Origin of the sequence: Chryseobacterium binzhouense (genome assembly GCF_007474545.1) — a bacterium.
Classification (GTDB): domain Bacteria; phylum Bacteroidota; class Bacteroidia; order Flavobacteriales; family Weeksellaceae; genus Chryseobacterium; species Chryseobacterium binzhouense.
The window spans coordinates 82,168-98,276 of record NZ_VKOG01000007.1; the positions used below are offsets into that span (position 1 = coordinate 82,168).

Annotated in this window: 15 protein-coding genes; 4 read left to right on the forward strand and 11 right to left on the reverse strand. The window is 36.4% G+C overall.

From position 1 onward, the window contains the following. Positions 1 to 22: 22 nt before the first annotated feature. Positions 23 to 1,132: a 5-(carboxyamino)imidazole ribonucleotide synthase gene (locus FNE73_RS14895; RefSeq protein WP_143885355.1), complete on the reverse strand. Its 1,110-nt coding sequence runs from the start codon at positions 1,130 to 1,132 to the stop codon at positions 23 to 25. A 44-nt stretch (positions 1,133 to 1,176) separates the two neighbouring features. After that, positions 1,177 to 1,737, reverse strand: coding sequence for a DUF1543 domain-containing protein (locus tag FNE73_RS14900; protein WP_143885356.1), 561 nt, complete (start codon positions 1,735 to 1,737; stop codon positions 1,177 to 1,179). Positions 1,738 to 1,811: 74 nt separating this feature from the next. On the opposite strand from FNE73_RS14900, the gene FNE73_RS14905 reads away from it, so the two are divergent. Next, positions 1,812 to 2,642 carry a sulfite exporter TauE/SafE family protein gene (locus tag FNE73_RS14905; protein ID WP_130915219.1) on the forward strand — a complete coding sequence of 277 codons (831 nt, stop codon included), beginning with the start codon at positions 1,812 to 1,814 and terminating at the stop codon, positions 2,640 to 2,642. Then, positions 2,639 to 3,022 carry a DUF1634 domain-containing protein gene (locus tag FNE73_RS14910; RefSeq protein ID WP_143885357.1) on the forward strand — a complete coding sequence of 128 codons (384 nt, stop codon included), beginning with the start codon at positions 2,639 to 2,641 and terminating at the stop codon, positions 3,020 to 3,022. Before FNE73_RS14905 ends, FNE73_RS14910 begins: the two co-directional genes overlap by 4 nt. A 73-nt stretch (positions 3,023 to 3,095) precedes the next feature. Here FNE73_RS14910 and gloA2 read toward each other — a convergent pair whose 3' ends face one another. Together gloA2 and FNE73_RS14920 are read right to left on the reverse strand one after the other, a co-directional pair. Then, positions 3,096 to 3,473 carry an SMU1112c/YaeR family gloxylase I-like metalloprotein gene (gloA2, locus tag FNE73_RS14915; protein WP_143885358.1) on the reverse strand — a complete coding sequence of 126 codons (378 nt, stop codon included), beginning with the start codon at positions 3,471 to 3,473 and terminating at the stop codon, positions 3,096 to 3,098. Beyond that, entirely contained in the window at positions 3,470 to 3,922 is a 453-nt protein-coding gene (locus FNE73_RS14920; RefSeq protein WP_143885359.1) for a nuclear transport factor 2 family protein, read from the reverse strand. Before FNE73_RS14920 ends, gloA2 begins: the two co-directional genes overlap by 4 nt. Positions 3,923 to 4,096: 174 nt before the next feature. On the opposite strand from FNE73_RS14920, the gene FNE73_RS14925 reads away from it, so the two are divergent. Further along, a complete protein-coding gene (locus FNE73_RS14925) occupies positions 4,097 to 5,182 on the forward strand; it encodes an endonuclease/exonuclease/phosphatase family protein (protein ID WP_143885360.1) in 1,086 nt (361 codons plus the stop codon). A gap of 27 nt (positions 5,183 to 5,209) precedes the next feature. Here FNE73_RS14925 and rluF read toward each other — a convergent pair whose 3' ends face one another. The 5 genes from rluF to FNE73_RS14950 all read right to left on the reverse strand — a co-directional run bounded on the left by rluF (position 5,210) and on the right by FNE73_RS14950 (position 8,963). Further along, on the reverse strand, positions 5,210 to 5,932 hold the full coding sequence (gene rluF / locus FNE73_RS14930; RefSeq protein WP_143885361.1) for a 23S rRNA pseudouridine(2604) synthase RluF: 723 nt from the start codon (positions 5,930 to 5,932) through the stop codon (positions 5,210 to 5,212). 45 nt (positions 5,933 to 5,977) lie between these two features. Beyond that, a complete protein-coding gene (gene truB, locus FNE73_RS14935; protein ID WP_143885362.1) occupies positions 5,978 to 6,676 on the reverse strand; it encodes a tRNA pseudouridine(55) synthase TruB in 699 nt (232 codons plus the stop codon). Between the two features lie 176 nt (positions 6,677 to 6,852). Further along, positions 6,853 to 7,671, reverse strand: coding sequence for an undecaprenyl-diphosphate phosphatase (locus tag FNE73_RS14940; protein WP_143885363.1), 819 nt, complete (start codon positions 7,669 to 7,671; stop codon positions 6,853 to 6,855). Between the two features lie 95 nt (positions 7,672 to 7,766). After that, on the reverse strand, positions 7,767 to 8,063 hold the full coding sequence (locus FNE73_RS14945; RefSeq protein WP_143885364.1) for a DUF3098 domain-containing protein: 297 nt from the start codon (positions 8,061 to 8,063) through the stop codon (positions 7,767 to 7,769). A 3-nt stretch (positions 8,064 to 8,066) separates the two neighbouring features. Beyond that, positions 8,067 to 8,963, reverse strand: coding sequence for a cell division protein FtsX (locus FNE73_RS14950; RefSeq protein WP_143885365.1), 897 nt, complete (start codon positions 8,961 to 8,963; stop codon positions 8,067 to 8,069). Between the two features lie 91 nt (positions 8,964 to 9,054). On the opposite strand from FNE73_RS14950, the gene rsmA reads away from it, so the two are divergent. Further along, positions 9,055 to 9,825, forward strand: a complete 771-nt coding sequence (gene rsmA, locus FNE73_RS14955) for a 16S rRNA (adenine(1518)-N(6)/adenine(1519)-N(6))-dimethyltransferase RsmA (protein WP_143885366.1) — start codon at positions 9,055 to 9,057, stop codon at positions 9,823 to 9,825. 57 nt (positions 9,826 to 9,882) lie between these two features. On the opposite strand, the gene FNE73_RS14960 is transcribed toward rsmA, so the two are convergent. Continuing rightward, positions 9,883 to 12,138, reverse strand: coding sequence for a choice-of-anchor L domain-containing protein (locus FNE73_RS14960; RefSeq protein WP_228430147.1), 2,256 nt, complete (start codon positions 12,136 to 12,138; stop codon positions 9,883 to 9,885). A gap of 214 nt (positions 12,139 to 12,352) precedes the next feature. Next, complete coding sequence (locus FNE73_RS14965) at positions 12,353 to 15,958, reverse strand: choice-of-anchor L domain-containing protein (RefSeq protein ID WP_143885368.1); 3,606 nt, start codon at positions 15,956 to 15,958, stop codon at positions 12,353 to 12,355. Positions 15,959 to 16,109 lie beyond the last annotated feature (151 nt).

The window sequence follows — 16,109 nt, forward strand, 5'->3', positions numbered from 1 at the left end:
TCTATCAATATATTATAATTCTCTAAGCAATGACTCTTACCATTGCTTTTACTTTAATCAATTTTTCCATCAGTTCTTCTCTGGAATCTGCCAAAACATTAATGTGTCCCATTTTTCGTCCCGGTTTGGTTTCTGTTTTTCCATACAGATGAACGTAGGTTTTGGGTAATTGCAACACTTCTTCCATTCCTTCATAAATTACTTTTCCGGAATATCCTTCTGCTCCTACAAGATTAAGCATTCCGCTGAATGTAAGAGTATCGGTATCTGCTAAAGGTAAATTTTTCACAACACGATACATCTGCTCAAACTGTGAATTGGCATTTCCTTCCTGACTTTGATGTCCCGAATTATGAAGCCTCGGAGCAGTTTCATTTACCCAGACTTTTCCTTCTTTATCCAAAAACAATTCAATGGCAAAAAGTCCCGGAGAATTGACTGCATTAAGAAATTTCTCAGTTATAGAATTAATCTGATTCTCAACATCTTTACTCAACAATACCGGACAAATATTAAAATCAAGCAAATTTAATTTCGGATCTGCCACCATTTCCGTTACCGGGAAAGTCTGGGTTTCTCCGTTTTCGTTTCTGGCAACAATTACCGAAAGTTCTTTATCAATATCCACCAGTTTTTCAAGAACGGAATCCTGAGTCCAAAGGTTTTTCATATCTTCATTGGTACGGATTACCTGAACTCCTTTTCCGTCATAACCGCCTGTATTCATTTTCTGTACGAAAGGGAGCGGCATTTTTATCTCGTCAGAGCTTCCATCCATCACTTCAAATTCAGGGCTTGGAATATTATGCTCCTGATAGAATTTTTTCTGAAGTATTTTCTGTTGAATTGTTTTAATAATTTTGGAATTGGGAACTACTTTTATTCCTTGATTCTCAAGTTCAGCCAAAGCATCAGCGTTAACATGTTCTATCTCGATGGTAACTACATCTTTATCTTTTCCAAATTCAAGAACAGTTTCGTAATCATTGAAGTTTCCTTGAGTAAAATATGAAATATTATGACAAGGCGCATCATAAGCCGGATCTAATGTATAAAATTCATCGTCGTATTTCAACGCTTCCTGAATCAGCATTCGTCCCAGCTGACCGCCTCCTAAGATTCCTATTTTCATTTTTATTATGATTTATTATTAAGTTTATTTAATGATCAAAGAAACTATACTTTGTCAATTTTAAAATATCCGATCTTTGTTATATTCTCCTGGTTTTCTGCCTCAGGTTTTGTCAAAACAATTGAATATTTTTCTTTCATTTTTTGAGGAAGAATATCGTTTACTTTAAAGATATCATCAATATCAACTCCGTGTTTGTCGTCAATATGACTTACTGCACCTTCAAAGCCCATCGTTTTATAGAACTGGGTCTTTTTTGCTTTTTTTACAATTTCAGCCATAGAATTTCCTACCATTAAATGCTGCTCGTGAAACTCCTGAAAAAAGCCTGCTTTATAACCACCCAGATTGATAAAATACAGTTGGTTTTCTGACACCTGATCAGTCTTTTCAATAATATTAATCTCAAATCCATCCGCAAACCGCACTTCCTGATAACCGTCGATATGAATATTCCCTTTCGCTTCCTTCCAGAATTCTTTCATGTCCGGAACAAGTTCTCTAAGGCTTTCTGCAATGCCAAAAAAAACATCGTGCTGCTCAATATTTCTGCCTTGGGGAGTTGCTCCCAAAATCACGTAGAAGAGTTTTAATGAAGTATTCATGGTGCAAAAATACGGCAAAAAATAAACTTTGAAGTTTGTTTGTCTGAAAACCTCAATAGTTTTATATTTGTAACATGTCGGAGATTATCATACTTTTTCTTGGCGCTATTTCAGCAGGTCTTTTAGGTTCACTTACAGGTTTAGGAGGCGGGGTTATCATCATCCCTTTATTGACACTGGGTTTCGGAGTTCCGATGCATTATGCAATTGGCGCATCTCTTATTTCGGTAATCGGAACCTCTTCCGGAGCTGCGGTGGCTTTTGTAAAAGAAGGATTTACCAATATGCGGATCGGAATGTTTCTGGAAATAGCCACTACAGCAGGAGCTATCGTAGGAGCTTTGGTTTCCGGAATGCTGAATCCCAATACCATCGGAATTATTTTTGCCAGCATTCTTTTGCTGACCGTGATATTGAATCTAAAAGGAAAGCCGGATCATCAGGAACCTTTAATCAAAGGAAGTCTTGAAGACCGACTTAAATTATACGGAACTTTTCCCGATAAAGGAGTTATAAAAAGCTATGCTGCAAGAAATACAATTCCCGGTTTTTTTATGATGATGTTTGCAGGAGCTATGTCCGGACTTTTAGGAATCGGTTCCGGGGCGTTGAAGGTTTTGGCAATGGACAATATGATGAGACTTCCTTTCAAAGTTTCTACGACAACAAGTAATTTTATGATCGGAGTAACTGCGGTTGCAAGCTCACTGATCTATTTTCAACGAGGCGAAATCATCCCTGTCATTGTAGCTCCGGTTTTGGTGGGTGTAGTGGTAGGAAGTTTTATAGGATCTAAAACATTAATGGTTTCCAAAACAAAAAAACTGAAAACATTTTTCGCCATCGTAATTACGATTCTATCGGTATATATGATGTATAACGGGATCAGAAGCAATTTCTCATGAGCAAAGATTTTACAGATATAGACCTCAACCGTTCCGTAGGAAATCTTCTTCGTTTAGGAGTTATTTTGTCGGTTACCACTTCTTTAATCGGTTTTGTAAAGCTTTTTATGGAAGGCTTTAAGATGCCGAGAAAGTACACCATGCTCGATATGGGAAATTCTTCAGAAAAGGTCTGGAGCCATTTTTGGGAAACCTTGATGAAAGGTGAGGGAATGGCAATTATACAGCTTGGAATTCTGATGCTGATCTTTACCCCGTTAATGAGGATTATTTTTGCCCTGATTGGATATTTGAAAGAAAAAGATTATGTATATGTTGTAATTTCCATGATTGTTTTGGCAATTATGGCAATTAGTTTTTTTACAGGATACGCAAGTTAAAATTTGATTTTAAAATTTTAATATTCGATATTAAATAATCATAAATCAATCTCTGAGCGCTGTATGTTCAGGTCTATGATTCATAAAACTCCAGTGGCAATTCATCAGGATCCTGCGTAAAGAAAAATTCTTTTCCGGTAAATTCATCAATACGGATTTCCTCGCATTTTAAGCCTTTACCAATCAATTCTTCTCTTTTATTGTGAATGTTTTCTACAGAAAATGCCAAATGTCTTAATCCGCAGGCTTCCGGTCTTGAGGGTCGTTTTGGTGGACTGGGAAATGAAAAAAGTTCGATGACATACTCCTCTCCTATTCCCAAATCTAATTTATAAGACTGTCTTTCTTTGCGATAAACTTCCTGAAGAATATTTAGGCCCAAAGTTTCAGTATAAAACCTTTTAGAAACTTCGTAATCTGAGCAGATAACAGCGATATGATGGATTTTCATTTTAAAATTTCTTTGCAGTTTTCTTTTCTTCTGGTATCAATCAAATAATGGATTTTCCATGTTCCATTTTGTTTTATCAACTGAAAGCTGTTGGCTCCGCAATGTGAAAAATTGCCTTTAAAGTAAAACGAATATGGCGTGAAAACACTCGCCAAATCACCATCAATGCTGATACTTTTAAAAACTATTCTTTCGTCCAGATCATTTTTAGAAAATTTAGAAAATGAGGAAAGAAATTCTCTCACATCATCTGTTTTTACATTCCCATCTTTGGTAATTGTCTGCAGTATCGCTTGATCTGTAAACAAAGCTTTTACTGTTTCAGCATCTGTATTTTTCATTCCTGTAAATAACGAATTGATGACTTCTTTCACAGAATGCTCATCAGAAGTCTGTCCAAAGCAGAAACTGCTTACCAGAATAAATATATATAGCATTTTTTTTCTCATATCAAGGATATTTTTTAGGTTACTATTCAAAATAATGTAATTTCTTGAAATAATCATTAAAAGTTTAAAATTAAAAAAATTTGAGAACAGTTTTTGTTTTAATGAATAAAGTTTAAATCTGATTATTATAAAATCAGCCAAAAATAGCTTAAATTTATCTCTTTATTAAATTACATGCCGACTGTTTATTATATTCTTGTTATACTGTTGTTTCTTTTTTCTGCATTTCCCAGAATCCCAAGTCAGCATTGGGTTTTCAGAGTTCCTGATTTTGGAAAAATTCAGGTAACTATTATTACATTTTTGGTTTTTCTGATGGGTTTTGCGATCAAAAGTTCAATCTCATATTTTTGGTATTTTCAGGGGTTTCTTCTGTTGCTTATTGTCTATCACGGTCTGATTCTCGTCAAATACACACCACTTTACCGGGTAAGAAAACATGAGCGTGGAAAAAATTCATCTAAAAAAGTTCATTTTATATCTGCCAATATTTATCAGTTCAATACAGATTATCAAAGATTTATTGATCTTATCAACAACTGTAAACCTGAGATGTTTTTAACAATGGAAAGTAACAGCGATTGGGAAAACGCTTTACGGGTTTTGGAGAAAGATTATCCATATCACCATAAAGTAACGCTGGAAAATACCTACGGAATGCATTTTTATTCCAGAATTAAAATTGAAGAATCTACAACCCACTTTTTCGTTGCAGATGATATTCCGAGCATTGAAGCACATTTGAAAACTGATGACGGTTTTAGATTCGTATTTTTCGGAATTCATCCGCCACCGCCAAGTCCTACTGAGGAAGAAACATCTAAGGAAAGAGACGGCGATCTTTTATGTACCGCAAAAAGAGTTATAGAAATTAACAAGCCAGTAATTGTTGTAGGAGATTTTAATAATGTAGCGTGGTCTAAATCTTCCATTTTATTCAGAAAAACCAGCGAACTGATTGATCCCAGAATTGGTCGTGCTTTTGTATCAACATTTCATGCAAAATATAAATTATTCAGATTTCCCATTGATCTGATGTTTCACAGCGAAGATATTTTTATTGAAGAACTAAAAACCTTAGAAAATTTTGGTTCAGATCATCTTCCGGTTTATTGTGAATTCTTTATTGATTATAAAAACACTGAACAGGAAGAAAAGATTGAAACAGCCGATCCTGAAGAAAAAAAGGAAGCTGAAGAAATGATTGAAGAAGGAAAAAACGAAGACGGAGAACGTGAAGCAGTAGTGAAAGAAGATTGATGAACAATCGTTGTATTCGTTTTTAGTTTAATTAAAAGTTTTGCTGGAATCCTGTAAAAGATGGTTAAGCGTATTCATTTCCTCATCTGAAAGATCTCTCCATTTTCCAACAGGTAAATCTAATTTGATATTCATAATTCTGATACGCTTCAGTTTTTTTACTTCAAATCCCAGATATTCACACATTCTTCTGATCTGACGGTTTAAGCCCTGTGTCAATACAATACGGAAGGTCATATCATCAATTTTTTCTACTTCACACTTTTTGGTAACAGTGTCTAAAATAGGAACTCCGTTCCTCATTTTCTCCAGAAATTTAGGATTGATGGGCTTATCAACTCTTACAAGATATTCTTTTTCGTGATTATTTCTTGCCCTAAGAATTTTATTAACGATATCTCCATCCGAAGTAAGAAGGATAAGACCTTCACTTGGTTTATCTAACCTCCCAATCGGGAAAATTCTTTTCGGATGATTGATATAATCTACAATATTGTTTTTTTCTCTCCTAGTGTCTGTAGTACAAACTATTCCCACAGGTTTGTTGAATGCAATGTACACATGCTTTTCCTGAGGTTCACGGATAGGTTTCCCGTCAACTTCTACAAGATCTTCGTCTGAAATTTTTGTTCCGAGTTCAGGAATATTACCATTAATCTTTATTCTGCCTTCTTCTAAAAGTTTATCCGCAGCTCTTCTTGAGCAATAACCTACTTCTGAAAGATATTTGTTGATACGTGTTTTTTCCATTAGAAAAATTGTTTCGTAGAATAATTATTTAAAACTTATCAAAATTTATTCATGACTAAATCTGTAATCATTACTTAAAAACTGATCTGTGGCATCCTCAACGGTATAATCCCCGATTTTTGTCCTTCTCAATTGAGTAAGGTAAGCTCCAACATCCAGTTTCTGACCAATATCGTGGGCTAAACTTCTGATATAAGTACCTTTTGAACAGCCTACCGTAAAACTCACCAGAGGAAAATTGATTTCAACATCTTTTATATAATGAATGGTTGTTTTCCTGGATTTCATCTCTACTTCCTCTCCTGCTCTTGCCAGATTATACGCTCTTGCGCCATCAATTCTAATGGCAGAAAAGATGGGTGGCTTTTGATCTATTTCGCCTAAAAACTGATCTAAAACACTTTTTACATTATCTTCTGTGATATTTGAAATGTCCTGATGAAGAATCTCAGGTTTTTCGGTGTCGTAAGATTCAGTCTGTACACCGATTTTAATTTCTGTCCAGTATTCTTTAGGTGCGTCCTGAATTTCGGGAATTTTTTTGGTGAATTTACCTGTGCATACAATGAGAAGTCCCGTTGCTCTCGGATCTAAGGTTCCGGCATGACCTATTTTGAATTTTTTCGGCAGATTAAATTCTCTTTTGAGCTTATATTTCATTTTATTGACCGCCTGAAAAGAAGTCCAATCTAAAGGCTTGTCTAATAAAAATATGTGTCCTGACTGTAATTCTTCGGCTGTCATTTCTATGTTAATATCTTTAGATCTGTACTATTATTGAAGTTCATATATTGATAAGCACTACTTTGCAGCCGGCTTGAACGGAGCTCTTTTTGCCGAAGAGAAACGAAGGCAAAAAAGCGGGAGTGGAAGACGGAAATTGCTGCCCAAATCATTATTAATAATTTATTCCGGAAGTATTATTTGAACCAGTAAAAATAAATCAGCAAAGCAATTCCTACAAAAATACGATACCATCCCCAAGGTTTGAAACCGTATTTGTTTAAAACTCCGATGAACGCTTTGATGGCAATTAATGCCACCACAAATGCTACGATATTACCTACAATAAAGATGGTGATGTGTTCCTGAGATTCTAAAATCATTTCGTAACCTTTCATCGGGTTTCCTGTTTCTTTGCCCCAGGTTTTCACAAAAACCGAATATACTGTTACCGCCAACATGGTAGGTACTGCCAGAAAGAAAGAAAATTCGGCGGCTGCTTTTCTTGATAATCCCTGCGTCATTCCACCAATAATAGAAGCAGCACTTCTGCTGGTTCCCGGCATCATTGCAAGACATTGCCAAAAGCCAATCGTCACTGCTTTTTTAATAGAAATTCCTTTTTCGTCATGAATAACAGGATTTTTAAACCATTGATCTGCAAATAACAGGATCACCCCTCCTAAAACCAAAACTGTGGAAATTGCAATCTGGTTGCCAAGAACAGATTCTATCATATCATCAAAAATATATCCTAAAACCAAAGCCGGAATTACGGCAAAGCCGAGTTTGTAATAAAACTGCAGATTTTTCAGATCAAAAAACTTTTTCCAATAAGCTACTACCACAGACAGAATGGCACCAAACTGTATGGAAACCTGAAACATTTTGAGAAATTCATCTTCTTTCAGCCCTAATAAGCTGGCTGTAAATCCCATGTGAGCAGTAGATGAAATTGGTAAATATTCTGTAAGTCCTTCTATGATGGCAATAATGATTGCTTTTACTAAATCCATTTTTGGTGATTAAATTAAAAGATTAAGAAATTTAGGTATTAAGACACTTGCCTTAAATTCTGAACTTCTTAATCTCTATAAAAAAAATTATATTTCTATTTTCTTTTCAAAATCGCGTAGACTTCTATTCCAAATCCTATGACGATAAGCAGCGGTGCTATTCTTATTCTTCTGATGGAGAAAATATCATCATTCCAGACATCAGGATTAAACTTACCGTCAACAGTATTGGCATCTGGTCCCATCATCAGCAGAAAACCGGCTACAATACATGCAATGCCGATCAGCATCCACTTGAAATTATCTTTTCCGAAATAAAAGTTATTTTCCTTCGGTGCTTCCGTCTCGCTTCCAAAGTCTGTAGCAGAGAATTTATTTGTTTTTTTGCTCATTTTTTATGAATAATATAAGTCATCAACATTAGATCTCAGAAACCTCCATGTTGCAATGATTGTACTTAAAACCGTAATGAATATTCCTACTCCAAATACTCCCGAAACGAGCCAGATATACTGATTGGTATCCTGTACAAAAGGCGTCTTGATGGTTGTTGTAAAGTAATACCAGATTCCTGACAATGCCATTAATCCAATCACAGCTCCCAATAATCCTAAAATAACAGCTTCTTTAATGAATGGTGTTAAAATAAACCTGCGTTTAGCTCCTACAAGCTGCATTGTTTTGATAATAAATCTTTTTGAGAAAACTTTAAGACGAATAGAATTATTAATCAGAACAATTGCCAATACTAAAAACAGTACGCAAAAAGCTAAAATCCACTTTAAAATTTTATTAAGCTTATCATAAATCTGTTGTGAATCTGAATCGTTTTTTACATCGGTGATTCCCGGAACCGCCTTTATCTGCTGGAGAACACCTGTAATTTTAATAGAATCATTATATTCCGGTTTCAGTGCAATTTCTACGGAAGCAGGGTAAATATCGTCTTCAAACAATGCTTCTGTATCAATTCCCAGACTTTTTTTGGCTTCAGCGGTTGCCATTGCTTTTGAAATATACTTGGTACGCTTTACAGATTCCATTTTCTGAATTTGCTGTACTGCATCAGCTTCCAGCTTAGCTATTTTAGCAGAATCTTTAATATCATAGTTTTCATCAAAGTATGCGTTTACTACAAGCTGTTCTTTAAGGTAATCCGAATATTTCTGTGCATTGATCAGAATAAGTCCCATTAATCCCAGTAAAAACAATACCAGAGCAATACTTACTACTACGGTAATATTGCTGGATCTAAGCCTTCTCTTATTAAAGTCATCTACCGATTTAGCCATTAATATTAAAATTTTTGGCTAAATTAGAAAAAAACTTCCGAAATTTGGGACGAATTAAAGAAAATCATTGTTAACGAAATCATAAAAAACTTTGAGTGTAAAAGCAAAAAAACATCTCGGTCAACACTTTTTGACTGACGAAAATATCGCAAGGAAAATTGTTGAGGGACTGAGTTTTGATAATTACAGCAACATCCTTGAAGTGGGTCCGGGAATGGGAGTTCTTACCAAATATCTCATCGAAAAAGAACAGCACCTTTATCTTGCAGAGATTGATCATGAATCTATTGAATATCTTAAAGACAATTATTCTAAAATCACCGAAAAAAGTTTTGTAGGTGACTTTCTGAAGTATGATTTTTTGGATTCTCCTCAGGAACAAACTGCAATTATCGGCAACTTTCCATACAATATTTCTTCTCAGATTTTATTCAAAATTATAGATCATTATGAGCTGATTCCCGAAATGGTAGGGATGTTTCAGAAAGAAGTGGCTGAAAGAACGGCAGCGGTGCCGCGAACGAAAGATTATGGCATTCTGTCAGTTTTGATTCAGGCTTATTATGATGTGAAATATCTTTTTACAGTACATGAAAATGTATTCAATCCTCCTCCTAAAGTAAAGTCGGGGGTGATTAAACTGACAAGAAATCCCAAAGAAGGACTTACCGGAAACGAAATTCTTTTTAAACAAATTGTAAAAGCAGGTTTTAACCAAAGAAGAAAAAAACTTTCCAATGCCCTGAAAATTCTTACTATTCCTGATGCTTTAAAAACTCATGAATTTTTAGATAAAAGAGCTGAAGAACTCAGTGTTTCAGACTTTATTTTGTTTACAAGACTCTGGAAAGACAACATCTAAAAACAAAAAAATGCCTCTCAGATTTGAAAGGCATTTTTTGTTTGTTAAAATTTATTTTTATTCTCTGTTTTTCAGCATAATCCATCCTGACCTGTTCATTTGAGTTTTAGACTTGCTGTACTCAAAGTTGAATTTATACCAGTAGGTTGCAGTAGGTAATTTTTTACCTCCAACGGTTCCGTTCCAGATTGGCGTTTCTTTTGTAAATCTGAAAACCTCAACTCCATATCTGTCATAAATAGAACCATTGAAATTTTTGAAGCCCGTTAAAGACGTTAAATCTAAAACATCATTCACACCATCCTGATTAGGGGTAATGATATTGTTGATCTGTAAAGTGAAGAATTCAATACTTCCGGCACAGCTTGTGCCTTTGGAACGAACTCTTACTGTGTAGTTTGTATTATCTAAAAGACCCGTAAAGACATTAGAATCCTGCCACAAAACTCCATCTAAAGAATATTCCAGATTTACAGAAATATTGTTTATGGTAGGGTTTGCTGCAGTTACAGTAAGGATATTGTTTTCGTAATTCAGGCTGGTAATATAAGGAGATGCTGCTCCGTGAACTTTAACAGTAAATTCGTTTTCGCAGATTCCATTTTTAATAATAACTTTATAAATACCTAATTCTGTAACCGTAATCGTCTGTGTAGTGGCACCTGTGCTCCATAAATAAGAATAATTATCTCCCGCACCCGCGTCTAAGACTAAACTGTCACCAATACACATCTCAACATCCTGCAAAGTAGTGCTTACTGCAGGAATTACTTCTACCGTAAATCTGGCAGGCTGTAATGATTTACAACCTTTTGTTCCGATTGCATAAACTTCAAATGTAGTGGTCTGATAAACAGGAACGGTTTGTGTATTTCCGCTTCCAGTAAAATTTACCCATTCATAAGTAACACCGCCTGATGCTGTAAGCGTAACAGTTTCTCCTGCGCAAACCCTTATTCTGTCTGGCAATAATCCTGCAACAGGGGTAACTTCACGGTGTAGCGTAAGTTCAACCAAAACACTACAGAATCCTCCATCGGAAATAACGACATATAAAATCTGTCCGTCAGCTCCGTTATAGTTGGCTACATTAGTAATGAAAGCATTATTTTTTACCTGAGCATCAGCTAAATTTTCGTAAAAATGAAATGTAGCATTGGGCGTTGGACTCATGAGCGGTTTTGCTCCGTTCAAATCAAAGGTGGTAATATCCGGTGTACTACAAAGCAGGTACGTTGCATTCTGCCCGAGAGGTGTAGTTCCTCCGTTAATCGTTATAGATGCTTTTCCTGGACACGGATTCCCCGGAACACTTACTTCAACAGTATATACTCCCGGTTCTATTGCTGTAATTGTATTGGTAGTAGCTCCAGGAATAGGAGTCGTTCCGTAGAACCACTGAAAAGTCATAATAGGGTCATTAACAGAAGCCGTCAAGACAGTAGGAACTTTATCACATACATTAATTTCATTAGGTAAAGTTGCCCCTGTATTATCTAATAATTCTACCCCGATATTAAATGAGCCGCCCTCTAAAAATACTGCTGTATCATAAGAGGAATCCGCACCAAAAGGTCCGAAATCAGCAACAACCATTTTAAAATGATAAGCCTGTCCCGGTACTACCGTTGCAGTTGCAGTAAGCGGAATCGTTCTTCCGTAAAAATTAGTTTCAATATTGGCTGTGTTAAAACCTCCAAAATAAGCTGGGTTTGCTGCTCCGCAAGATCCCGGAATTTCAGGACGAATATTTGTTACACTCACCGGACCTGCTCCACCCGGAAGAACAGCCATGTTAACATAAGGTCCTCCAGCTACCGGTCTCAATAACAATGCAAAAGCATCTGCATAACTACACGGAAAAGAACCTGTGTACTCTTCAGATGCCAGTAAATAATTAAATTTAATCTGAGAAGTTGTAGGTACAAAATCAAATTCAAGTACAGCAGCATTCGTAAGAGTACCAGAGACTCCTATTGCTGCGGCAAGATCAGGATCACTTCCCCCTGTATTATTATCACTTAATGTTCCGGTTGCGCCTGTATTTCCTGCATTTCTAGCAAAGCCTGTGGATAGGATGATCCCGTCTTTGAAAGGAAAGTTGGTAGTTCCTCTGTGAAAATAGCCCCAAGATCGGTTGTTGTTGGTAACAGGTAAATTAGGAGTTACTGTTACATTAGAAACATTGGGAACTAAACATGTATTTGTCCCTGATGATATTAATACATCTTTCACAAGCTGCAACGGAGAAAAATCTGTTTCCGGATAGCCTGGTGCATTTACATCAATAAAAGCCCCTGCTTTTTTTGACATTGCAGAGAGCGTTTTTTTCTGCTGTTTTCTAGACTCAGGAGTTTGAGAATAGTAATGGTTCGTTGTTATTAGCAATAATGAAAAAATTAGTAAAATTCTCCTCATAATAATATTGTTTCATCAAATTTAATTATTTTTTGACAAAACATCATTAATAACTGTATTTTTTATAAAAAAAAAGAGTTATTCATAGTGAACAACTCTTTTATTATAATTAATTTCTGTTTTTTAACAAAATCCATCCTGATTTTAGCTCAAGCTTTTTGCTTGCAGGATTTTCCCATTGTACCCGATACCAATAGGTAGCTGTTGGAAGATTTATTCCTTTCAGAGAACCATTCCATCTTGTGTTTGATTTATCCGCTTTAAATAATTCTGCTCCATATCTGTCAAAAATAGATGCTGCAAAGTTTTTGTATCCACTTATTCCGCTAAAATCAATGTAATCATTTATTCCGTCGCTATTCGGAGTAATTGCATTGCTGATAACAAACGTGAAAAACTCTATTGAAGTACTACACTGCGCTCCCTGAACCCTTACCTGAATATTATAACTGATATTCTTCATTACATTATAAAAAATATTAGACTGCTGCCATGTAACTCCTCCGTCAATTGAGTATTCTAGAATTCCACCGGTAGGATTTGTTGTAGTGAGCGTCAATACCCCATCATTATATACGATATTGCTGAATTGAGGTAAGTCCGGATTGATAATCTGTGCCGTAAAAAGTCTGGAACAGGTTCCGTTGCTGATGGTTACAGAATATGAACCAGGCACATTGGTTGTAATAGTCTGAGTAGTCTGACCTGTACTCCATACATAAGTATACCCTGGTCCTGCTCCTGCATCTAAAGTTCCTGCATCACCCTGACAAACGTATACATCTTTTAATGTTGAGACAATTGCCGGAACAACCTCAATAGTTATTGTTGCCGGAGTATTGGAAACACAGCCATTCCCTCCCAAAGCAAAAACCTGATACGTTGTAGTTACTGTTGGTGAAACAATCTGTGTGTTACCGGTTCCCGTAAGTCCTACCCAATTATAAGTAAAACCACCGCTTGCCGTTAATGTAACAGATTCACCTGCACATATTTTTGATTTGGATGCTGCAACAATTGCAGTAGGAGGTCCTACGATCACTGTAACAGAAGCGGGATTCGCAGATACACATCCATTAGCACCGATTGCTGTAACTGTATAAGTTGTAGTTGTTGCAGGTGATACAACCTGAGTATTCCCTGTTCCTGTTAAATTTGACCAAATGTAAGAAACTCCACCAGTCGCAGTGAGTGTCACTGATTCGCCTGGACAGATTTGCGGAACAGATGCACCAACATTTGCAACCGGAAGCGTTTTATTTTCAGTCACAGTAACTGATGCAGTAAATGTACAATTTAATCCAGAAGGAGCTGTAACATTAGACACCGTTAATGTATAAGTACCTCCCGCATTCACTACAGGATTAAGAGAATTTCCACCGGAAACTATATTTCCGCCTGTAGTAGTCCACTGAATTGTAGATCCTGTTGGTATAGTAGATCCAGATGCATTGAGTGTAACCTGAGGAAGAGTACATGTAATGGTTTGCGGAGCTGCAATAGATAAATTGGTAGGCGCTGTCGTTAATAGCTGTAAAGTTACAACATAACTGCAACCACCATTTTTTACCACTACATAGATCGTTTGATTTCCTGCACTTTGGAAATTAGTCACATTTCCGATTGTATTCGTATTACCTGAATTAGCATCTGACTGATTTATGTAATATGCAAAAGTTGCCGTTGCAGAAGTTGTGATATTACTCTGTGCTGATGTTAAGTCATAAGTAATACTTCCCTGCTGATAACATTTTAAAATTGTTGCGTTTTGTACTGTAATTGGCTGTGATACTTCAATGGTAATGGTTGCAGGTGCAGTAGAAACACAACCATTTGCTCCCACGGCCGTTACACTGTAGGTAGTAGTTGTAGCCGGTGTTACTGTTTGTGTATTTCCTGTTCCAGGAAGTGTTGCCCAATTATAGGTAGCTCCTCCGGTTGCAGTAAGTATTACAGATTCTCCCTGACAGATCAATATTTTACTCGCTGTAAGACCTGTAGTCGGCGGAGTACTGTTTCCAACCACATTTACCGTACCTGTAGCTGTACAGCTTACATTTCCAGGCTGATAAGTATTGGAAATTGTTAATGTATAAGTTCCCGCAGAATTTACTACAGGATTTAGTGTATTAGCTCCGGAAACAATATTACCTCCCCCTGCTGCAGTCCATGAAAATGTAGAACCTGCAGGAAAAACAGATCCTGAAGCATTGAGCGTAACCTGATTAGTAGTACATGTTAAAACTGCCGGATTTGCAATATTTACAGCAATTTCAGGAGCTTTAACCAGCTGAAGCTGAGCAACACGTGAACAAAATCCATTTTTCACCAAAACATAAATAGTCTGACCTCCTGCGCTTGAAAAAGTCGTTGGAGAATTGATGGTATTTGTATTTCCCAGGTTTGCATCAGATTGATTCAGATAATATGAAAATGTTGCTCCCGGAGTTGTGCTTATAGCTGTCTGAGCAGCGGTAAGATTAAAGTTTACATTTCCTGCTGCGTAACAGCTTGTAAGTGTAGCGTTCTGAACTGTAGGAGATGTGCCTCCAATGACTGTTATAGTAGCTGTTCCGGGACACGAATTTCCAGGAATAGTAACCTCAACTTTATAAACTCCCGGTTGAGTGGCGGTATAAGAAGCATTCGTTGCTCCTGGAATTGGATTAGGACCCAAAAACCACTGATAAGTTGCTCCCGCAATCTGCGTTGAAGCAGTAAATGTTGTTGGTGTATTATCGCAGACATTGATTGAATCAGGAAGCTGCACCCCTGCAGGATCTAAAATTTTCACACCAATATCAAAAGATCCGGCTTCTAAGAAAACACCGGAGTCATAAGTGGAATCATCATAATCTGCAAGGACCATTTTAAAATGATAAGTCTGACCCGGAATTACCGTTGCCGTAGCAGTTAATGGAACTGTACGACCATTGAAGTTCGTTTCAATGGCGGCATTATTATACCCTCCAAAATATGCAGCATTTAAAGCTCCGCAGGAAAGAGGTGCACCACTAAACTGTGTTGCAGGACGAATATTTCTAACACTCACAGGACCCGCACCGCCCGGCAAAACTGCCAGATTGGTATAAGTAGGATCGCCGACTCTCTTTAATAAAAGCGCAAAACCATCAACAAACTGACACGGAAAGTTGCTGTCATACTCTTCAGAAGCAAACAAATATCTGAAACTTACCTCTGTGGAAGTAGGTACAAAGTCAAATTCTATATAAGTTGCATCTTCGAGCATATTATTAGGAATATTTAATGCTGTAGCAAGGTCTATATCTCCCTGTGTTCCTAATGCGTCACCCAACTGTGCTGCCTGAAATGTATTTCCTGCTTTTCTTGCATGCCCAGTGGTAAGAACAATTCCTTTAGCAAAAGGAAAATTGGTCGTTCCTTTATTAAAAAATCCCCAACTTCTGTTTTGACTGCTTGCCTGAAGATTGGGAGAAACAACAACATTGGAAACATTTGCTGTAGAGCAATTGGAGCCACCTGCAATTAAAACATCTGTTACAAGCTGAGTAATACTGTATGAAGACTCCACATAAGCAGGAGTATTAACATCAATAAATGCTCCTGCTTTCATTGTTTGACTGGAAGCTTTGCTTAACTGCTTAACTGAACGCTGTTGTGAAAGAAAAGCCTGATTACCAATTAGTAAAAAAACGAAAATATAGAGTATATTTTTAAATATGTTATTCAACATTTTAGCTATTTTGAACAAAAATACTATTTTTTTAATTAAAATTTAGTTGAAAATCAATTACATTATCGCAATTATAAGCTTCAATATAAATTATCTGAAATTATAATATTAAAAAAGACCGATATTCTCGGTCTTTTTAATAATTTTTATA